This window comes from Bradyrhizobium sp. 23 (assembly GCF_023073295.1).
In the GTDB taxonomy this organism is placed as follows: Bacteria; Pseudomonadota; Alphaproteobacteria; order Rhizobiales; family Xanthobacteraceae; genus Bradyrhizobium; species Bradyrhizobium canariense_D.
On sequence record NZ_JADPJF010000148.1, the window covers coordinates 342,844 to 363,664 of the forward strand.

Sequence of the window (20,821 nt, forward strand, 5' to 3'; positions counted from 1 at the left end):
GGTGCATGACGGCGAGTTCGACATGAGCGCCAGCGTCAAGGCGTATTTCGCGCTGAAGATGATCGGGGATTCCATCGACGCGCCGCACATGGTGCGTGCGCGCGAGGCGATCCATTCCCGCGGCGGCGCCATTCACAGCAATGTCTTCACGCGCTTCATGCTTGCGATGTTTCGCGTCGTGACCTGGCGCGCGGTACCGGTGCTGCCGATCGAGATCGTGCTGCTGCCGTTCTGGTCGCCGTTCCACATCAACAAGATCTCCTACTGGGCGCGCACCACCATGGTGCCGCTGATGGTCATCGCCGCGCTGAAGCCACGGGCGAAGAATCCCAAGGGCGTCGGCATCGACGAGCTGTTCCTGCAGGATCCGCGCTCGATCGGCATGACCGCCGAGGCGCCGCACCAGAGCATGGCCTGGTTCGTGCTGTTCCGCGCGCTCGACGGCATTTTGCGCGTGGTCGAGCCGATGTTTCCCAAGAGCCTGCGCAAACGCGCCATCGACGCGGCGCTCGCCTTCACCGAGGAGCGGCTGAACGGCGAGGACGGCATGGGCGCGATCTATCCGCCGATGGCCAACATCGTCATGATGTACGACGCGCTCGGCAAGGACGAGAACTTCCCGCCGCGCGCGATCACGCGCCGGGGCATCGACAAGCTGCTCGTGATCAAGGACGACGAAGCCTATTGCCAGCCCTGCGTCTCGCCGGTGTGGGACACGACGCTGACCGCCCACGCGCTGCTCGAAGCCGGCGGCGACAAGGCGGTGCCGGCCGCCAAGCAGGGTCTCGACTGGCTGATCCCGAAGCAGGAGCTCGAGGTGAAGGGCGACTGGGCGGTGAAGCGGCCCGACGTACGCCCGGGCGGCTGGGCCTTCCAGTACAACAATGCCCATTATCCCGATCTCGACGACACCGCGGTGGTCGTGATGTCGATGGACCGGATGCGCCGGGAGCACGGTGCGACCGGCTATGACGCCGCGATCGACCGTGCCCGGGAGTGGATCGAGGGCATGCAGAGCGACGACGGCGGCTGGGCCGCCTTCGACGTCAACAACCTCGAATATTATCTGAACAACATCCCGTTCTCCGACCACGGCGCGCTGCTCGATCCGCCGACCGAGGACGTCACCGCGCGCTGCATCTCGATGCTGGCCCAGCTCGGCGAGACCGCGGAGACCAGCAAGCATGTCGCGGACGGGATCGCCTACCTCCGCAAGACCCAGCACCCGGAAGGGTCCTGGTACGGCCGCTGGGGCATGAACTTCATCTACGGAACCTGGTCGGTGCTGTGCGCCCTCAACATGGCCGGCGTCCGCCATGACGACCCGATGATGCGGAAAGCGGCCGGCTGGCTGGCCTCGATCCAGAACCAGGACGGCGGCTGGGGCGAGGATGCCGTCAGCTACCGGCTGGACTATCGGGGATGGGAGGCCGCCCCCTCGACCGCCTCGCAAACGGCATGGGCCTTGCTTGCCTTGATGGCTGCTGGCGAGGTTGATCACCCGGCCGTCGCCCGCGGGGTGGAGTACCTGATTGCAACACAGAACGAAAAAGGACTGTGGGACGAACAGCGGTACACCGCCACAGGCTTTCCCCGTGTATTCTATCTACGGTACCATGGTTATCCGAAGTTCTTCCCGCTGTGGGCGTTGGCGCGGTATCGGAACTTGCGGAACACCAACAGCAGGGTGGTAGGGGTCGGAATGTGACTTTGGGGACGGGGGACTATCTTACCGCGGGTCAAACCGTTGATCCGCGGCCGATATTGATCGTGACTGGACTGGTTCAGGAGGCCCGCATCGCGGCCGGGCCTGGCATGGCGGTCATCTGTTCGTCGAGCAGCCCCACCCAGTTGCGGGCGCTGTTGACGGTGCTGGATCCCGAGACGATTCGCGGTGTGATCTCCTTCGGCGTGGCCGGCGGGCTCGACCCGACGCTGCGCTCCGGCGACGTCGTGCTGGCGACCGAGGTGCTCGCGGGCGATACCCGCTGGGCCGCTGGCCTCTCGCTCGGCGACGACCTCATCGACCGCCTGACGTCGGGGCGCCGCCGCGTTGTGCGCGGCAGCCTCGCGGGTGCCGAGGAAGTGGTCACGGGGCGCTCCTGCAAGGCGGCGCTGCATTCGGAGACGGGAGCGGCCGCCGTCGACATGGAAAGCCACATCGCGGCGGCCTACGCCGCCGAGGCCGGCTTGCCGTTCGCCGCGGTCCGCGTCATCAGCGATCCCGCCCATCGCGCGCTGCCGGCGCTCGCCCGCGCCGCCATCAAGCCGAATGGCCAGATCGACGTGCTGGCCGTGCTGCGCGGCATCGCGCGCAACCCGACTGCGCTGCACGGACTGGTCTCGACCGGCCTCGACTTCAACCGCGCGCTACGCAGCCTGCGCGGCTGCCGCGACTTCCTGATCGGCACCGAACTGGTCGACAGCGAGGCGCTGGTCTCCGAGGCGGCCTGAGCGGGTTCTGCGATCACTAAAAACAAAAGGCCCGGTCGCCATTGGCGATCGGGCCTTTTCTTGTTGGTGGGACTAGCGCGCTTACGCGGCGGTCGACGCCTTCCGTGCGGCCTTCTCCTGTGCGGCGGCGGCCTCGTCCTTGCGGATCTCCGACAGGCGCTTCTGCACTTCCGCGGAGAAGATGTACTGCGCAGGACGCTGCTTGGACATGTCGATCTCCGGCGCCATCGGACCCGTGGTCCTGATGCCGCGCAGCGACACCCACATCGCCTTCAGCGGGTTGTTGATGGCGGCGGTCGCCGCCGTCGGCTCGTAGCCGCAATGGGCCATACAGTCGGCGCACTTCTCGTACTTGCCGGTGCCGTAGGTCTCCCAGTCGGTGGTGTCCATCAGCTCCTTGAAGGTTTTTGCATAGCCTTCACCGAGCAAATAGCAGGGCTTCTGCCAGCCGAAGATGTTGCGCGCGGGCATGCCCCAGGGCGTGCACTCGTATTCCTGGTTGCCGGCGAGGAAGTCCAGGAACAGGCCGGAATGCATGAAATTCCACTTCTTGCCCTTGCCCATCGCAAAGACGTCGCGGAACAGCTTCTTGGTCTTGGTGCGGTTGAGGAAGTGCTCCTGGTCCGGCGCGCGCTCATAGGCGTAGCCCGGCGACATCGAGACGCCGACGCCGAGCTCGACGGTCAGGTCGAGGAATTTGGCGATCTCTTCGGCCGGGTGGCCGTCGAAGATGGTGGCGTTGACGTTGACGGTGAAGCCGCGGGCCTTGGCCGCCTTGATCGCGGAGACGGCGCGGTCGAAAACGCCCTTCTGCGACACGGCCTTGTCGTGGTGCTCCTTCAGGCCGTCGAGATGCACGGAGAAGAACAGGTAGGGCGAGGGCTCGAACAGATCGAGCTTCTTCTCGAGCAACAGCGCGTTGGTGCAGAGCGAGACGAACTTCTTGCGCGCGACGAGGCCGCGCACGATCTCGCCGATCTCCTTGTGGATCAGCGGCTCGCCGCCGGGAATGGCGACCATAGGCGCACCGCACTCGTCGGCCGCGTCCCAGCACTCCTGCGCCGTCATGCGGCGGTTGAGGATCGCATCCGGATAATCGATCTTGCCGCAGCCGACGCAGGCGAGGTTGCAGCGAAACAGCGGTTCCAGCATCAGCACGAGCGGATAGCGCTTGCGGCCAAGCAGCTTCTGCTTGATCAAATAGCCGCCGATACGCATTTCCTTGAAGAAGGGGATAGCCATTACAAGTTTCTTTCTGGGCTTGAAATTCGGGTGGGTCAGCTCGCAGCCAGTTCGGCCGGAAGCCGGAATTCGATGTTTTCCTCGCGGCCCGGGAGCACCGAGACCTTGACCGGTCCGATCCGCCGCATTGCTTCGATCACGTCATCCACGAGTACCTCGGGCGCCGAAGCGCCAGCCGTGACACCGACGGTTCTGGCATCTTTCAACCACTCCGGATTGAGCGCGCTGCCGTCGGCAATCAGATAACTCGCGACACCGGCCTCAGTGCCGATTTCGCGGAGCCGGTTCGAATTCGAGCTATTGGCAGCGCCCACCACCAAGATCACGTCGACCAGCTTGCTCAAGTCCCTTACCGCAGATTGGCGGTTCTGTGTCGCATAGCAGATATCCCGGATATCCGGGCCTTGAATATCTGTAAAGCGGGCCTGCAGGGCCGAAATGATGTCCTTTGTGTCATCCACCGACAGGGTGGTCTGGGTGATATAGGCCACTGGCGTATCCGCCGGCAGCTCAAGGGCCTTAACCTCTTCAACGCTTTGGACCAGCAGTACGGGGGCGGGAACCTGGCCCATCGTACCCTCGACCTCGGGGTGGCCGGCATGGCCGATAAGGATCAGGGTGCGGCCCCTGGCGATGTAGCGCTTCCCCTGATTGTGAACTTTCGTGACCAAGGGGCAGGTGGCATTGAGCACCGGAAGGTCGCGCGCGGCCGCTTCTTCCTCGACGCTGCGGGCGACGCCATGAGCGCTGAAGACCGTCACCGCCTTCGGCGGCACCTCCGACAGTTCCTCGACGAAGATCGCGCCCTTGTTCTTCAGGCTCTCGACGACGTACTTGTTGTGCACGATCTCATGGCGCACGTAGACGGGCGGGCCGTACTTCTCCAGCGCCCGTTCCACGATCTCGATCGCACGCACTACCCCCGCGCAAAAGCCGCGCGGTTGCGCCAGATAAACTTCCATTGGACGGCCATCACGCAAGTTGCACCAATCCGCTCTCAAGTTCAGGGACACCCCGATACGAACCAATGAGTTGCAATATCCGCACCATCGGTTCGGCGCACGCGGTAGCCGCCCACCCCTGCCGGGGCCCCGGTGCATGGAGGTGCAGTACTTTGTGTCAAAAAATCGGCAGTAAGGAAAGGTGGAATGAACTTTGGTTCCCTGCCGGATCAGTTTGGCGGTATTATAGTAGAGGGTGCCCGTGGCAGCAACGTGGCGACATTTGTGCGCACGCTTCGTCACTTTCCCGCCTCAACTCCTCGGCTATACCGATGGCCCGCATGATAATGCCATGGTCTTCCGCCGTTTACCTCGAAGCTTCTGACGGCGATAACCACTCAAAACAGCAATAGGTTTCGGCCGGGAACTCCGTTAAACAGCGGGCGTTTCCGGCAAGCTGTTAACCGCAGAAAGAAAAGTAGTGCTGCAAAGCGTCGTCGTTGCCATCGTCAGGGCCTGCACCCGGTTTGCCTCCCTCGTCGTCGTTCTCGGGCTCCTGCTGGCGGTGGGGGCGGGCTATTACACGTCCCAGCATTTCGCCATCAACACCGACATCAACTCGCTGATTGCCCAAAACCTGGACTGGCGCCAACGCGACCAGCAGTTCGATCGCGCCTTCGACCGCGATGCGACGATTACGGCGGTGGTCGAAGCCAAGACGCCGGAGATGGCGACCGCGGCGTCGGACGCGCTCTATGCCAAGCTGAAGGACAACAAGACCGAATTCCAGTCGATGCAGCAGCTCGGCACCGGCGAGTTCTTCGAGAAGAATGGTCTGTTGTTCCTGCCGACAGAGGAAGTTGCCAAGGTCACCGGCCAGTTCGAATCCGCAGCACCCCTGATCGAGATCATGGCGGGCGATCCCTCGATCCGCGGCCTGACCGGCGCGCTCGAGACGGGACTTGCCGGCGTCAAGCGCGGGCAGGTCAAGCTCGACAACACCGAACGGCCCTTCAACCAGATCGCGCAAACGGTCGAGACCGTGCTCAACAAGGGCAATGCGACGTTCTCCTGGCGCCAGCTCGTCAGTGACGAGCCGCTGACGGATTCGGACAAGCGCGCCTTCATCGAGTTCAAGCCGATCCTCGACTACAACGCGCTTGAGCCCGGCAAGGGCGCAACCGACGCGATCCGCAAGGCCGCAGCCGATCTGGATTTTGCCACCAAATATCAGGCGCGAGTCCGGCTGACCGGGCCGGTCCCGATCGCCAACGAGGAATATGCAACCGTCCAGGAAGGCGCCGTCGTCAATGGCATCGGCACGGTCCTCGTCGTGCTGCTCATCCTGTGGCTGGCGCTGCATTCGGCGAAGATCATCTTCGCGGTGTTCGTCAATCTCTTCGTCGGTCTTGCGCTGACCACCGCCGCCGGCCTGATGATGGTGGGCTCGCTCAATTTGCTGTCGATCGCATTCGCCGTGCTGTTCGTCGGCCTCGGCGTCGATTTCGGCATCCAGTACAGCGTCCGCTATCGCTCCGAGCGCTACAAGCACAACGATCTCTCCGGTGCGCTGATCCTGGCCGCCAAGCGCTCGGCAATTCCGTTGTCGCTGGCGGCAATGGCGACCGCGGCTGGCTTCCTCTGCTTCATCCCCACGGACTACAAGGGTATCGCCGAACTCGGCCAGATCGCCGGCGTCGGCATGCTGGTCGCGTTCCTCACTAGCATCACCGTGCTCCCGGCGATGCTGAAGCTGTTGAACCCGCCCGGTGAGAAAGAGCCGGTCGGCTATGCCTTCCTGGCGCCGCTCGATCACTTCCTGGAGAAGCACCGCGTGCTGGTCGTCGGTGGCACCATGTTTCTGGCGGTCGCCGGCCTGCCGCTGCTCTATTTCATGAAGTTCGACTTCAACCCGATGAATCTGCGCAACCCGAAGGCAGAGTCGATCGCGACCTTCCTCGACTTGCGCAAGGATCCCAACACGGGCGCCAATGCCATCAACGTGATGACCACGTCGGAAGAGCAGGCAAGGCAGGTGGAGGCGAAGCTGGAGAAGGTGCCGGAGGTGTTGCGGGTGATGTCGCTCAACAGCTTCGTTCCTGAAGACCAGCCGCCGAAGCTGAAGCTGCTCGCGCAGGGCGCCAAGGTGCTGAACCCCGCGCTCAATCCCGACCAGATCGACGCCGCGCCGTCGGACAAGGAAAACGTCGATGCGCTGAAATCGTCGGTCGACAATCTGCGCCGGACCGCAGGCGATGCGAAGGGCCCGGGTGCGGTTGCCTCGCGTCGGCTCGCGGATGCGCTGGAAAAGCTCGCCAATGCCGATGAAGCCACACGGAACAAGGCGCAGGACGTGTTCGTCGCGCCGATGAAGATCGTGTTCGACCAGCTCCGGAACGCGTTGCAGGCCGAGCCGGTCACCCTGAAGTCATTGCCGGCAGATCTCGTCAGCGCCTGGAAGAGCAAGGACGGTATCATCCGCGTCGAGGCGCTGCCGAAGGGTGATCCCAACGACAACGACACGCTACGCAAATTTGCGGCGGCGGTGCTCGTTGCCGAGCCGACCGCGATCGGCGGTCCGGTCTCGATCCTGAAATCCGGCGACACCGTGGTGAAGGCGTTCATCCATGCCGGAATCTATGCGCTGCTGGTGATCGGCCTATTACTGTGGATCACGCTGCGCCGGTTCGTCGACGTGTTGATGACGCTGGTGCCGCTGTTGGTGGCAGGCGCGGTCACGCTCGAGATCTGCGTGCTGATCGGCTTGCCGCTCAACTTCGCCAATATCGTCGCGTTCCCGCTGCTGCTCGGCGTCGGCGTGGCCTTCAAGATCTACTATGTCGTGGCCTGGCGCTCGGGCAGGACAAACCTGCTCCAGACCAGCCTGACGCGCGCGATCTTTTTCAGCGCGCTGACAACGGCCACCGCGTTCGGCAGCCTTTGGCTGTCGAGCCATCCCGGCACGTCCAGCATGGGCAAGCTGCTGGCGTTGTCGCTGGTGACGACGCTCGCCGCCGTGCTGCTGTTTCAGCCTGCCCTAATGGGCAAACCCCGCAATCTCAGGGAGTAGGCAGATGTCGCCGACCTGGTCGGCGGCGCCCTTCTGACCGGGTTTGGCGGTGCCGGCGGCCTTCGGGGCTGCGGGCGCAGGCTGCGCCACCGTAGCGCCGGTCGTTCCCGGGGCTTTCGACGCCGCGCCGGTGGGCTTCGGCGCGCCCTTGGCCATGGCGTTGGCGGAGCTCAAGGGAATCGGGGGGCTGACCCGGGTCCAGGTCTCGCCACCGCACAGGAACCCCATCACGCAGCCCTTGATCTCGAGCTGGTCGGTGCCAACCGGCGTGATGGTTGCGCTGTAGAGCTGGCCGTCCTTGGCATTGTAGACCTGACCTTCCCATTGATCGGCGCCGGGCTTTTTCTTCATGTCGATCAGGGTCGCCATGCCCAGCGTGGGCCGGGTCTTTTTCGACGCGTCCGGATTGTTCTCGTCGCGGCCCCCGGGCTGTTTTTCCCAGGAAACCGCGCCCCACATGCTGCCATTGCATTGGGCGACACGAATGTTGGCGACGCCGTCGGCAACCCGCCAGTCGCCGGTCGGATCGGCCGCGAGCGCCGGGTTCAGGCAGGTGTAACCGCCAGCCAGTATTAGTCCGGTGTAAAGGGCTAAACGCATGATAGTTCCTTGGCAGTGCAACATGGTCTAAAGCTCTGCTTGCGAAGATGGTCCGAAAAAGGGCAAAAGGCCGCACAGACCGTTTTCAGCGACGTTCCGTTTTCAGTTGACGAGACGGCCCTCAACCGAAGTATGTAGCGGATGCACAGCCCAAATCCAGACATGTCTCAGCTGTTCGCGGACCGCCAGGCCCAGCGCAGCGCCCTGCATAATCGGCATCTGAACGAGCAGTTCGTTCGGGTTCTGAAGACCATCGGCTACGATGTCGGCTTCCAGAAGGGGCAGGGACAGTATCTCTACGACCGCGACGGGGCGCGCTATCTCGACCTCTTGTCCGGTTTTGGCGTGTTTGCGATCGGGCGCAATCATCCTGTCATGCGCGAGGCGCTCAAGAGCGTGCTCGATGCCGACCTGCCCAACCTCGTCCAGTTCGACGTCTCGGTGCTCGCCGGCGTGCTCGCCGAGCGGCTCCTGAAATACGTCCCCTATCTTGATAAGGCGTTCTTCGCCAATTCCGGCGCCGAATGCGTCGAAGCGGCGATCAAGTTCGCCCGCGGCGCCACCGGTCGTCCGGGGATCGTCTATTGTGCCCACGGCTATCACGGCCTGACCTATGGCGCGCTGTCGCTGACCGGTGATTCGAACTTCCGCACCGGCTTCGAGCCGCTGCTGCCGGGATGCACTTCGATCCCGTTCAACGATCTCGCCGCGCTCGAAAAGGCGCTGGCCTCGCGCGAGGTGGCGGCCTTCGTCGTCGAGCCAATCCAGGGCAAGGGCGTCAACATGCCCACCGACGAGTTCCTGCCGGGTGCAGCTGCGCTCTGCAAGAAATACGGCACGCTGTTCGTCGCCGACGAGATCCAGACCGGCATGGGCCGCACCGGCCGCTTCCTCGCGGTCGAGCACTGGAACGTCGAGCCCGACATGGTGCTGCTGTCGAAGTCGCTGTCCGGCGGCCATGTGCCGGTCGGCGCGGTGCTGACGCGCAAAAGCATCTTCGACAAGATATTCAACCAGATGGACCGCGCCGTCGTGCACGGCTCGACCTTCTCCAAGAACGACCTGGCGATGGCTGCGGGCATCGCCACGCTTGACATCATGGAGTCCGAGAAGCTGATCGAGTCCGCCGCCAAGCGCGGTGCCGAGCTGCGCCTCGCGCTCACGCGCATGGTGCCCGGCTACGAGCTGTTGAAGGAGGTCCGCGGCAAGGGCCTGATGATCGGCGTCGAGTTCGGTCCGCCGAAATCGCTGCGGCTGCGGGCGTCCTGGAACGTGCTGGAGGCAGCCAACAAGGGTCTGTTCTGCCAGCTCATCACCGTGCCGCTGTTCAAGGACCACAAGATCCTCACGCAAGTCGCCGGCCATGGCAGCCACACCATCAAGCTTCTGCCGCCGCTCACCATCACCGAGGAAGATTGCGGCTGGATCGAGCGCGCCTTCGACGACGTCATCGCCGGCAGCCACAAGGTCCCCGGCGCGATTTGGTCGCTCGGCAAGACGCTGGTGGACAATGCGGTGCGAAGGTCTGCGTAAGGCCTCTGCTGCGGCCTGATGTCGCGACGTGCGACCTGCTGAAGCAGTCCGTCTCCCGAAATTCCAAATCGACGCTTTTTCCCGGCATTGACCTGACCGGGAGAGGAGTGGGCGATGCCTTTGACTGGCGGCTGTCATTGCGGCGCCATCCGCTATGAAGTGAACGGCGACATGATGGTGCATGCGCTCTGCCATTGCGCGGATTGCCGCCGTCACTCCGGGGCACCGATGGTTGGCTGGGTGATGTATTCGCTCAAGGCGGTCAAAGTCGTGCGCGGTCAGCCGAAGATCTATCAATCATCCGAACATGGACGACGTCACTTCTGTGCCGATTGCGGCACGGGGCTGTTCTACATCAACGAAAACCTGATGCCCGATATCATCGATATCCAGAGCGGCACCTATGATGACCCTGATGCCGTTCCGGCGACGATGCACATTCAGGTCGCCGAGCGGATTGGCTGGATGGTGCGGGCTCACGAACTGCCCGTCTTCGAACGATTTCCTCCGCTCGAATGACGGCATGCGCAGAAGCTAACCGTTCATCGCCGCCTCGAACTTGTCGACGAATTCGGCAAGCTCGTCTGCGCCGAGATCGCTGACGGCCCAGAAGTTCAGGCCGCGATTGCCCCAGCGCCGGCAGTTGAAGCCCTGCATGGCTTCGGTCCTGGGTGCGCGGTATTCCGCGTTCGATGTCTGCGATACGAACAAATTCACCACGTGCTGCCGGCGCTTATAGACGACCGCACCGATGGCGCGGGCGTCGATATAATCGAGCCTGCCGCCGACCAGCGTAAAGCCTTGTGCGGTGAGGTCGATCACGGGCGGGGCGACGTCGAGCTTGCCGTTGAACCACGGCTTCACCGTGTGCTGGTCGGTCGAGACCACGTCGATGAGGTGGCCGGCCTGGAGCGAGCGCAGATGCGCGGAGACGACCTCCGACAGGATGCGCTGCTGGTCGTCCTGGCGCAGCACCAATGCGACGACGCCGGAGGCGGCGAGCGCGGAGACTGCCGAGCCCATCGCAAAGCCGCGCAGCACGGAGCGGCGGCTCGGCTGTTGATGCTGCGGCTGCGGCAGCGAGGCCTCGATACGCGCACGCAGGCTCGCCGGTGCGGTGTAGCGCAAATCGGCGTCTGCGAGCACGCGCTGCATCTCGCGCTGCGCGGCGAACTCCGCAGCGCAGGCCGGGCAGCCGGCGATATGGGCTTCGACCTCGCGCGCGTGGCCGGCATCGAGCTCGTTGTCGAGCAGCGCGTGAAGCAGGATTCTTGCTTCGTCGCAGGTCATCTTGCTTGCTCCTCATCCGCCGTCCAGGCCGCGCGCAGCATGGCACGGGCGCGGGCGAGGCGGGACATCACAGTGCCGACGGGCACGCCGGCGGCCTCGGCGATTTCACGATAGGACAGGTTGTTGATCTCCCGCAGCACGAACGTTTCCTTGAACGGCTCGGCGAGCGCGTCGATCAGCTTGCGGATCGCGCCCGCATCGCGGCTGCGCAGCACTTCGGTTTCGGGGCTGGCCTCGGTCTCCTGCCAGATCGGCGTCTGCTCGGCAGCGCCGGGCGTATCCTCGATCGCGCTGTGCCTGTGTGCGCGCCGTGCATATTCGGCATTGCAGACGTTACGCAGGATCGCGAATAGCCAAGGCTTTATCGCCGGCCCGCGATAGCTGTCGAAATGCTTCAGCGCGCGCAGATAGCACTCCTGCACCGCGTCCTCGGCATCGGAGGGGTCACGCAAGAGATAGCGCGCGAGCGTGTAGACGTCGTCGAGATGGGGGAGCGCCGCCTCGCGGAAGCGTTGCGCCTTCTGCAAATCGTCGTTGGCGGGCATCGCTCCTCGCTTTGCCTCTTGTTCTGCTCGTTGCTTGGTTTCGTCGCTGTTCGTCTCGTCCCTATTCGTTTCGTCCCTGAGTGTGACCGAAGGCACACGGGCCCGGCCGGTGTGGGACCACCGGCCGGGCAAGACGTTGATGCCTTGGTTCGAGGTGTTACTCAACCTTGATCATCCCCGTCATGTGCGGGTGCAGAGAACAAAAATATTTGTAGTCGCCCGCATTGGTGAAGGTGAACGAGAACTTGTCGTCAGTGTCCAGGGTCTTGGACCTGAACTTCCCGGCCGACACCACGGTGTGGGGGATGTCGTCCCGGTTGGTCCAGGTCACGGTGGTGCCGACCTTGATCTTGAGCTCGGCCGGCTGGAAGACGAAATTGTCGATATGCACCTCCATGTCGTCGGCATGGGCGGTTGTGGCGGGTAACAGCATGGCCGCGGCCAAAGCAAGACCGAAGGCGACACCGAGGTCGCGGCGATTGAGAGTCTTCATTGTCAGCTTCCGTTAGTCCTGCATCAACTCTGGAGCGGCGTGTCGATGATCGCGAGCCGCTGCTCGTTCTGCTTGAAGTTAATGCTGGCAACGCCGAGCATCGCGCGGAGCTTTGCGTCCTCGACCTTCATCGGTCCGGGCGAGGGGGCAGCTCCCGGCGCCGGCTGCGGAAAGGCGGTGGAGCGTGCGGTGTGGAAGGTGACGTTGCCTTCGACCTTCTGCATCACCTGGTGAATGTGGCCATTGAGCACGGTGACCGAACCGAAGCCTTTCACCTGTTCCAGCGCGCGGGCGCCGTCCTCAGTGCCCCAGCCCCATTCGGGGTAGACGGTCCAGAGCGGGATGTGGGCGAACAGCACGATCGGCGTCGATTTCGACTTGCCGCGCAGATCGTCCTCGAGCCAGGCGAGCTGCTCGGCGCCGAGATTGCCGAGGCCTCCGGCCTTGAGGTCGACGACATTGACGAGGCCGATGAAGTGCACGCCGCCGGCGTCGAACGAATACCAGCCTGCGCCCTTGGTACCGCGGCCGTAGCGCTCGCGATAGAACTTCACGTCCTCGTCGAGGAAGTCATGCTCGCCGGGCACGTAATGCACGTCGAGCTTGCTCTGCGAGATGATGCGATCGGCATTGTCGAACTCGGCGGCCTTGGAGAGATGCGTGATGTCGCCAGTGTGGATCATGAAGGACGGCTTGACCGGCATCGCGTTGATCTTGTTGATGGCTTCCTCGAGCGTGCCGAGCGCGTTGGGATTGGCCGGCTTGTCGAAGCCGACATGGCTGTCGCTGATCTGGAGGAAGGTCATTCCGGGCGCGGCCGCGGTCGCGGCTTGCGCGGAATCGATGATGCCGAGCGAGCGCGGGACGCCACCGGTGATGGTCCAGAGCACCCCGGTGCCGGCCCAGGTCATGCATTCCAACACCTTGCGGCGGCTTAAGCCGTCCTCGCCGTGATCGTGTCCGCTCATCGCGCAGCTCCACTTCGCCCGGAATTGGGCTTCGGGGAGGTGATTGGGGGAGCGGGGGTGTTATTCCCGGACGCGATGACGTTTTCGTGAGGTGGTTGGACGCGTAGCCCGTATGGAGCGTAGCGGAATACGGGACCAATCGAGCGTCCTCTCCCGGATTTCGCTACGCCCCATCAGGCTACGCATTCACTTCGAATCCTCCAAAATCATTGTTGCGCCCTTTTCGGCGATCATCGCGGTCGGCGTGTTGGTGTTGCCAGACGTGATGGTCGGCATGATCGAGGCATCGACAATGCGAAGGCTGCCGAGACCGTAGAAGCGCAGGCGTTCGTCGACCACCGCCATCGGATCATTTGCTGCGCCCATCTTCGCGGTACCGACGGGATGGAAGATGGTGGTGCCGATGTCGCCGGCGGCCTTGGCAAGAGAGGCATCGTCGTCGCCGACGGCGGGGCCGGGCAGATATTCGCTTGGGCGGTATTTTGCCAAGGCCTTCTGCTGCATCAGGCGGCGGGTGGTGCGGATGGCATCGGCGCCGACCTGACGGTCGTCGTCCGTTGAAAGATAATTCGGCGCGATGATGGGCTTCTCGTCCGGCGCCGCCGAACGCAGACGTACGGTGCCACGCGATGTCGGCTGGAGATTGCAGGCGCTCACCGTGATCGCGGGAAAGCGGTGCAGGGGATCGCCGAACTTGTCGAGCGACAGCGGTTGCACGTGGAACTGGATGTTGGCGCGTGCGCGCGTCGCATCGGAGCGGGTGAAGATGCCGAGCTGCGACGGCGCCATGGTCAACGGCCCGCGGCGGCGGAAGGCGTAGTCGAGGCCCATCAGGCCGCGTCGAACCAGGTTGTAATAGGTCTCGTTCAGTGTGCGCACGCCTTCGACCTTGTAGATCGCGCGCTGCTGCAGATGATCCTGCAGATTGCGGCCGACGCCGGGCTTGTCCATCACGATGTCGATGCCGAGCGGCGACAGCCAGTCGGCAGGTCCGATGCCGGAGCGATGCAGCACCTGTACCGAGCCAATCGCGCCTGCCGAGAGGACCACCTCGCGTTTCGCACGCGCCTCGATGATCTCGCCATTCTGGATGAAGCGCACGCCGACGGCGCGGCCCTGTTCGATGATCAGACGATCGACCAGCACATGCTTTTCGAGCCGCAGGTTCGGGCGGTTCAATACCGGCTTGAGAAAGCCGCGCGCCGACGACCAGCGCCGGCCGCGCTTCTGATTGACGTGGAAATAGCTGGTGCCTTCGTTGTCGCCGGTATTGAAATCCGGGATGCGCTTGATGCCCATCTCCTCGGCCGCATCGCCCACGGCATCGAGTATGTCCCAGGACAGCCGCGGCGCCTCGATGCGCCAGCCGCCGCCGGCGCCGTGATGCTCGCTTGCGCCGAGGAAGTGATCCTCGAGCCGTTTGAACAGCGGCAGCACGTCGTCATAACCCCAGCCGGTCATGCCGAGCTGGCGCCAGTGATCGTAATCGGCGGCCTGTCCACGCATCGAGATCATGGCGTTGATCGCCGAGGAGCCGCCGATCACCTTGCCACGGGGATAGGCGAGCGAGCGGCCGTTCAGGCCGGGCTCGGCCTCGGTCCTGAACATCCAGTCCGAGCGCGGATTGCCGATGGCGAAGAGATAGCCGACGGGAATGTGGAACCAGATCCAGTTGTCGTCGCCGCCGGCTTCGAGGAGGAGGACGCGATTGCTGGAATTGGCCGACAGCCGGTTGGCGACGATGCAGCCCGCCGTGCCGGCCCCAACGACAATATAGTCAAACTCACCTTCGAGCCGCCTTGGCATTCTGCTTCCACCCAATAGGCATTATGCCCAGGCTTGTCCCAGGCATCCACGCACTTTCCGTTCTAATAGTCAGACGTGGATGGCCGGGACAAGTCCGGCCATGACGGGAGGACAGAGCTACCCCAGATCCCCGCCAGTTGGGTGGACTGGTGCTTGCATGGTAGACAGGCCTGCATTTTCAACAAAGCTTGAGACCCTCCATGCCCATCGTGAACCGCGTCGCCGAACTTCAACCCGATATTCAGGCCTGGCGCCGGGACATCCACCAGCATCCGGAGCTGCTCTACGACGTCCACCGCACCGCAGCATTCGTCGCGGACCGCCTGCGCGAATTCGGCTGCGATGAGGTCGTGACGGGCATCGGCCAGACCGGCGTGGTCGGCGTGATCAAGGGCAGCAAGCCGGCCGGCGAGGGCCTCAAGGCCATCGGCCTGCGTGCCGACATGGATGCCCTGCCGGTCGAGGAACAGACCAACCTGCCTTACGCTTCGAAGACTCCCGGCAAGATGCACGCCTGCGGCCATGACGGCCACACCGCGATGCTGCTCGGTGCTGCGCGTTATCTCGCCGAGACCCGCAACTTCGCCGGCGATGCGGTGGTGATCTTCCAGCCGGCCGAGGAGGGCGGCGCGGGTGGCTTGGCCATGGTCAAGGACGGCATGATGGAGCGCTTCGGCATCGAGCAGGTCTACGGCATGCACAACGGTCCGGGCATTCCGGTGGGCTCGTTCGCGATCCGGCCGGGTCCGATCATGGCGGCGACCGATGAGGTCGATATCATGATCGAGGGCCTCGGCGGCCATGCCGCGCGGCCGCACAAATGTGTGGATTCCGTTCTGGTCGGTGCACAGGTGATCACGGCGCTGCAGTCGATCGTTGCGCGCAGCGTCGATCCGCTGGAATCGGCCGTGATTTCGATCTGCGAGTTCCACGCAGGCAATGCCCGTAACGTGATTCCACAAACCGCGACACTGAGGGGCACCATCCGCACGCTGTCGCCGGAGGTGCGCAAGCTGGTGGAGAAGCGCGTCCACGAGGTTGTGGCGGGCGTGGCGCAGATCACAGGCGCCAAGATCGATCTGCACTACAAGCGGAATTATCCCGTGGTGAACAATCACGCCGCGGAGACCGAGATCGCACGTCGCATCGCGGGGCAAGTTGCGGGCGAGGCCAATGTGCTCGAGATGTCGCCGCTGATGGGCGGCGAGGATTTCGCCTATATGCTGGAAGCGCGCCCCGGCGCCTTCATCTTCTGCGGCAACGGCGACAGCGCCGGCCTGCATCACCCCGCCTACAATTTCGACGACGACGCCATCGTTTACGGCACATCGTATTGGGTTAAGCTGGTCGAGGAATCGCTCGCGGCATCGTAAGGCCAAGCGCAAGATCAAGCCGAAAGCACAAACGAAAAAGGGCCCGCGCATCGCACGGGCCCTTTGTCTTCGAGTGACTGATCGGCTTCAGAAGATCCGCGAGAAGATCACGTACAGCGTGCCCGACAACAGGATAGCGACGGGCAAGGTCAGCACCCAGGCCATCACCATGTTCCTGATGGTGGCGACCTGGAGACCCGAACCGTTCGCGGCCATGGTGCCGGCGACGCCGGACGACAGCACGTGGGTGGTCGAGACCGGCAGGCCGAACGCGTCGGCGGCGCCGATCGTGGCGGCGGCGACGAGCTCGGCGGAGGCACCCTGCGCGTAGGTGAGATGGGTCTTGCCGATCTTCTCGCCGACGGTGACGACGATGCGCTTCCAGCCGATCATGGTGCCGAGACCGAGCGCGATCGCGACCGCGACCTTCACCCAGGTCGGGATGAACTTGGTCGCGCTGTCTAGCCCGCCTTTGTAGGCGTTCAAGGTCGCGACCTCTTCCTTGCTGAGGTCGTTTTCCTTGTCCTTCATCAGGAATCGGATCGCTTCCGAAGTCAGGTACATGTCGTTGCGGGTGTTGCCGACGACTTCCGCCGGCACCTTGTTCAGCGAACCGTATTTCGCGACCTGCTCGCCGACATCCTTCACCAGCACTGACAGCGAAGGGTAGGTGCCTTCGCTGATGTGATGCGAGGTGACGTACTGCGTCACCGCAGGACGGGGATCGCCGATGATCGCATGGCCGGCGCCCTTGGCCGCAACCACCTTGGAGGCGGCATCCGAGACCTTCGCGAACTGGGCGACCTGCGACTCCGGCAATGCGCGGTTGAGCGCATAGGCTGTGGGCACGGTGCCGATCAGGATCAGCATGATCAGGCCCATGCCCTTCTGGCCGTCGTTCGAACCATGGGCGAAGCTGACGCCGGTGCAGGTCAGGATCAGCAGGCCGCGAATCCACATCGGCGGGGCTTTGTGACCCTCAGGGGCGGCATAGAGCGCCGGGTTCTTGATGATCAGCTTGAGCAGCAGAGGCAGGCCGGCGGCGCAGATGAAGCCGACCAGTGGCGACAACAGAAGCGCATAGCCGATCTCCGTAGCCTTGCCCCAGTCCACGCCCGAGGTGCCGTCGCGGCCGCGCATCAGCGCGTTCGCAACGCCGACTCCGATGATCGAGCCGATCAGCGTGTGCGAGGAGGAGGCCGGCAGGCCGAAATACCAGGTGCCGAGGTTCCAAAGGATCGCGGCGATCAGCAGCGCGAACACCATCGCGAAACCGGCGCTGGAGCCGACCTGCAGGATCAGCTCGACCGGTAGCAGCGAGACGATGCCGAAGGCGACCGCGCCGGACGAGAGCAGCACGCCGAGAAAGTTGAAGAAACCCGACCACATCACCGCGACTTCGGCCGGCAGCGAATGGGTGTAGATCACGGTCGCTACCGCGTTGGCGGTGTCGTGGAAGCCGTTGACGAATTCGAAGCCGAGCGCGATCAGCAGCGCGACAAACAAGAGGATGTAGGGCAGATAGCTCGTGACCCGCGTGCCGGTCGCATCGACATCCGAATAGATGCTGTAGGCCACATAGAGCAGGCCCGCGGCGAGGATGCCGAAGAACAGGATCATCGTCAGCGGATTGAAGCCCTTGTCGAGATTTGGCCGCGAGGCCGGCTGGATCGGCGCGGGATCGGCTACCGCGCGGTCGAATGCAACATCGGTCATGTCTGGAGGCCCCTTAACTTTCTGTAGGGGCTATTGTCCGCGATGGATTTGAAGGCTGGATGACAGGCGAGGCATGAAAGGGGTTTTCCCGCCCGTATTCAGGCGGCGCGCGCGGCTTTCTTCTGCAACCCGGCGACGATCTTCAAATCTTCGACAAAGCGCCGATATTCCAGCACCTTGGCTTCCGGATCGGGCAGCCGCAGCAGATAGGACGGGTGCACCGTCACCAGCGCCTTGTGACCGTCGGGCAGGTCGATGAGCCGGCCGCGGTTCTTTCCGATCGGGGTGATCTTGCCGAACACGCTCTGCGCGGCGGTCGCGCCCATCGCGACGATGAGATCGGGCTGGATGACGGAGACCTCCCGCTCATACCACTGCCGGCAGGCCTTTATCTCCGGCGTATTCGGCTTCTGATGCAGGCGAATCTTGCCGCGCGGCACGAATTTGAAGTGTTTCACCGCGTTGGTGACATAGACCTTCTTGCGGTCGACGCCGGCCTCCTGCAGCGCCTTGTCGAGCATCTGGCCGGCTGGACCGACGAAGGGATGGCCGGCGAGGTCTTCCTTGTCGCCAGGTTGTTCGCCGACCAGCATGATATTGGCGGACTTCGGACCCTCGCCGAACACGGTCTGGGTGGCGTCCTTGTAGAGATGGCAGGCGCGGCAGTGGGCGGCCTCCTCGCGGAGCGCTTCGAGATCGTCGGCAGCGGTCTTGCGTTTCATCGGAGCCTCCGGCCGCTTTTGAGGCTTGTGCGGATCGGTTGGGGCATTGGCGATCATGGCGCCGGTCATGCGCTCGGCGTCCTCAATCAGGGGCTTAATGATCGAAGCCTCGGGCAGGTTCCTCCAATATTTCTTCGGCATCTCGGTCTGCATTGCCTTCACCTTCAGGCGGGCCGGATTGAAGATGCTGGCATAGTAGCGCCGCCAGGTTTCCTCCAGCCGGTCTTCGTTCGGCGCCTCGCTCTTGCCGACGCCTGACGTGAACGAGAGCGCGTGGCCATCCCAATGCGCGCACAAATCCGGCGTCAGGATCGACCAGGGCATATCGGCGAAGCGCTTGGCGAAGAACGGCGCGGCGAGCTCGACGATATGATGCTCCGGCTCGAACCAGGCGACGTAGTGTGCTTCGCGTTCCCTGCCGATCTCGCGGAAGCGCACGAAGGCATGCATCTTGTGCTCGTCGCGGTAGACCGCCTTTGCCATGGCCGTGACTTGCGCGACATCGAGATCGGTCGCGACCTCGATGAGGTCGTGATTGTCGTTCAGCCGAAACAGCAGGCGATAGAGGATCGCGAAACGCTCGGGATCGCGATGCAGGATCGCGGCCTTGGCGAGCTCGACGAATTTTGCTGGCACGTTGAAGGTGCTATCGCCACCGGCCGGCAGCGGAGACGGCGAGGGTGGCGCGAACAGCTCCGCTTCGCCGCCCTGCACGGTCCAGGTGACATCGACCGGTTTCATTTGGTGAAGCACGAGGCTACGCGCGGCTTTGCGCCAGCCGTCGAAATCGGTTTCGTTCTCGAGGGTGATGTACTGCATCAGAAGCCAAATCCCAGTTGTGTGGCCTTCGGCTTGAACCGTTCGATCAGCCGTGCCTCGTCGAGGCGGTGCGTCGCGGGCCGGTGATCGCTCAGCACGATGAACGGCAGCGCTTTGTTCCGGGGCACATGCAGCCGCGCGAGATCGGCGACGCGGATGGTGGTCGTGCGGCGCGCCGCGATGATGCGCTCGACCGCCTTGGTGCCGAAGCCCGGCACGCGCAACAATTCCTCGCGGCTGGCCCGGTTGACGTCGAGCGGGAAGCGGTCGCGGTGGCGCAGCGCCCAGGCGAGTTTTGGATCGATGTCGAGCGGCAGCATCGCACTGTCGTCGACGATCTCGCCGACGTCGAAGCCGTAGAACCGCATCAGCCAGTCGGCCTGGTAGAGTCGGTGCTCGCGCAGCAAGGGCGGCGCGCGCAGAGGCAGCGCGCGGCTGGCATCGGGGATCGGGCTGAACGCGGAATAATAGACGCGCCTCAGCCTGTATGAACTGTAGAGATTGGCGCTGGTGTGGAGGATAGTGTGGTCGGAGGCCGCGTCGGCGCCGACGATCATCTGCGTGCTTTGGCCGGCCGGTGCGAAGCGCTGCGGCTTGGCTTTCGTCTTCGCGCTACGGCTTTCCTCGGCCTCGTCCAGCTTCAGCCGCAGTCGGCCCATTGTGCGGCGGATCGCGCGCACGTCCTTCTCGGGCGCGAATTGCTGCAGGCTCGTCTCCTGCGGCATCTCGATGTTGATAGAGAGACGGTCGGCATATTTGCCGGCCTCGGAGATCAATGTATCGTCGGCCTCGGGGATTGTTTTGAGATGGATGTAGCCACGGAAGTGATGCTCCTCGCGCAGTTTGCGCGCGACGCTTACCACCTGCTCCATGGTGTAGTCGGGGTTGCGGATGATGCCGGAGGAGAGAAACAGTCCTTCGATGTAATTGCGCCGGTAGAAGTCGAGCGTCAGCTTGACGACTTCGTCGATGGTGAAGCGGGCGCGTGGCACGTTGGAAGAGGCCCGGTTGACGCAATAGAGGCAGTCGTAATTGCAGGCGTTGGTCAGCAGCACCTTGAGCAGCGAGATACAGCGACCGTCCGGCGCGTAGGAATGGCAAATGCCCATGCCGGGCGCGGTCGATCCCATGCCCTTGCCGTCGCTGGAATCCCGCCTCTCGGTGCCGCTGGAGGCGCAAGACGCGTCGTACTTGGCGGCGTCGGCCAGGATTTCCAGCTTGCGTTGCACGTCCATATTGGATCCCTTTG

General features: G+C 63.7%; 17 protein-coding genes. 6 read left to right on the top strand and 11 right to left on the bottom strand.

The genetic code is table 11. The annotated features are described in order from the left end of the window. Together shc and IVB32_RS34945 are read left to right on the top strand one after the other, a co-directional pair. Window positions 1-1,708 (top strand): squalene--hopene cyclase (gene shc, locus IVB32_RS34940; RefSeq protein WP_247412870.1); only part of this gene is annotated, 1,708 nt, incomplete at its 5' end. Then, on the top strand, window positions 1,705-2,454 hold the full coding sequence (locus IVB32_RS34945; protein WP_026233265.1) for a phosphorylase: 750 nt from the start codon (window positions 1,705-1,707) through the stop codon (window positions 2,452-2,454). The genes shc and IVB32_RS34945, both read left to right, overlap by 4 nt. Window positions 2,455-2,535: 81 nt before the next feature. On the opposite strand, the gene hpnH is transcribed toward IVB32_RS34945, so the two are convergent. Continuing rightward, on the bottom strand, window positions 2,536-3,696 hold the full coding sequence (hpnH, locus tag IVB32_RS34950; protein ID WP_007593619.1) for an adenosyl-hopene transferase HpnH: 1,161 nt from the start codon (window positions 3,694-3,696) through the stop codon (window positions 2,536-2,538). A gap of 35 nt (window positions 3,697-3,731) precedes the next feature. Further along, window positions 3,732-4,658: a 4-hydroxy-3-methylbut-2-enyl diphosphate reductase gene (gene ispH / locus IVB32_RS34955; RefSeq protein WP_035993095.1), complete on the bottom strand. Its 927-nt coding sequence runs from the start codon at window positions 4,656-4,658 to the stop codon at window positions 3,732-3,734. Window positions 4,659-5,118: 460 nt separating this feature from the next. Between ispH and IVB32_RS34960 the strand changes: the two genes are divergently transcribed. Further along, the gene (locus tag IVB32_RS34960) at window positions 5,119-7,707 is read left to right on the top strand and encodes an MMPL family transporter (protein ID WP_018456918.1); all 2,589 of its coding nucleotides are present in this window, start codon (window positions 5,119-5,121) and stop codon (window positions 7,705-7,707) included. On the opposite strand, the gene IVB32_RS34965 is transcribed toward IVB32_RS34960, so the two are convergent. Continuing rightward, complete coding sequence (locus IVB32_RS34965) at window positions 7,675-8,307, bottom strand: DUF2147 domain-containing protein (RefSeq protein ID WP_018456917.1); 633 nt, start codon at window positions 8,305-8,307, stop codon at window positions 7,675-7,677. The two genes, IVB32_RS34960 and IVB32_RS34965, sit on opposite strands and share 33 nt — an antisense overlap. A gap of 141 nt (window positions 8,308-8,448) precedes the next feature. Between IVB32_RS34965 and hpnO the strand changes: the two genes are divergently transcribed. Both hpnO and IVB32_RS34975 read left to right on the top strand, forming a co-directional pair. Continuing rightward, entirely contained in the window at window positions 8,449-9,840 is a 1,392-nt protein-coding gene (gene hpnO, locus IVB32_RS34970; protein ID WP_026233264.1) for an aminobacteriohopanetriol synthase HpnO, read from the top strand. A gap of 114 nt (window positions 9,841-9,954) precedes the next feature. Further along, on the top strand, window positions 9,955-10,359 hold the full coding sequence (locus IVB32_RS34975) for a GFA family protein (protein WP_085362347.1): 405 nt from the start codon (window positions 9,955-9,957) through the stop codon (window positions 10,357-10,359). 15 nt (window positions 10,360-10,374) lie between these two features. On the opposite strand, the gene IVB32_RS34980 is transcribed toward IVB32_RS34975, so the two are convergent. From IVB32_RS34980 to IVB32_RS35000, 5 genes are all read right to left on the bottom strand, one after another. Continuing rightward, window positions 10,375-11,130, bottom strand: coding sequence for an anti-sigma factor (locus IVB32_RS34980; RefSeq protein ID WP_085362348.1), 756 nt, complete (start codon window positions 11,128-11,130; stop codon window positions 10,375-10,377). Then, the gene (locus tag IVB32_RS34985; protein ID WP_018456913.1) at window positions 11,127-11,675 is read right to left on the bottom strand and encodes a sigma-70 family RNA polymerase sigma factor; all 549 of its coding nucleotides are present in this window, start codon (window positions 11,673-11,675) and stop codon (window positions 11,127-11,129) included. Before IVB32_RS34985 ends, IVB32_RS34980 begins: the two co-directional genes overlap by 4 nt. A gap of 157 nt (window positions 11,676-11,832) precedes the next feature. Then, window positions 11,833-12,168 (bottom strand): cupredoxin family copper-binding protein, encoded by a 336-nt coding sequence (locus IVB32_RS34990; RefSeq protein ID WP_018456912.1) that lies wholly within the window; start codon window positions 12,166-12,168, stop codon window positions 11,833-11,835. A 23-nt stretch (window positions 12,169-12,191) separates the two neighbouring features. Then, a complete protein-coding gene (locus IVB32_RS34995; RefSeq protein WP_018456911.1) occupies window positions 12,192-13,136 on the bottom strand; it encodes a metallophosphoesterase in 945 nt (314 codons plus the stop codon). A gap of 186 nt (window positions 13,137-13,322) precedes the next feature. Next, window positions 13,323-14,942 (bottom strand): GMC family oxidoreductase N-terminal domain-containing protein, encoded by a 1,620-nt coding sequence (locus IVB32_RS35000; RefSeq protein ID WP_018456910.1) that lies wholly within the window; start codon window positions 14,940-14,942, stop codon window positions 13,323-13,325. A 200-nt stretch (window positions 14,943-15,142) separates the two neighbouring features. Between IVB32_RS35000 and IVB32_RS35005 the strand changes: the two genes are divergently transcribed. Then, window positions 15,143-16,315 (top strand): M20 aminoacylase family protein, encoded by a 1,173-nt coding sequence (locus IVB32_RS35005; protein WP_247366984.1) that lies wholly within the window; start codon window positions 15,143-15,145, stop codon window positions 16,313-16,315. Between the two features lie 87 nt (window positions 16,316-16,402). Here IVB32_RS35005 and IVB32_RS35010 read toward each other — a convergent pair whose 3' ends face one another. The 3 genes from IVB32_RS35010 to IVB32_RS35020 all read right to left on the bottom strand — a co-directional run bounded on the left by IVB32_RS35010 (window position 16,403) and on the right by IVB32_RS35020 (window position 20,807). Further along, window positions 16,403-18,031: an inorganic phosphate transporter gene (locus IVB32_RS35010; protein ID WP_247366981.1), complete on the bottom strand. Its 1,629-nt coding sequence runs from the start codon at window positions 18,029-18,031 to the stop codon at window positions 16,403-16,405. A gap of 98 nt (window positions 18,032-18,129) precedes the next feature. Beyond that, on the bottom strand, window positions 18,130-19,572 hold the full coding sequence (locus tag IVB32_RS35015; protein ID WP_018456907.1) for a UdgX family uracil-DNA binding protein: 1,443 nt from the start codon (window positions 19,570-19,572) through the stop codon (window positions 18,130-18,132). Then, a complete protein-coding gene (locus tag IVB32_RS35020) occupies window positions 19,572-20,807 on the bottom strand; it encodes a putative DNA modification/repair radical SAM protein (RefSeq protein WP_247366979.1) in 1,236 nt (411 codons plus the stop codon). Before IVB32_RS35020 ends, IVB32_RS35015 begins: the two co-directional genes overlap by 1 nt. Window positions 20,808-20,821: the final 14 nt, after the last annotated feature.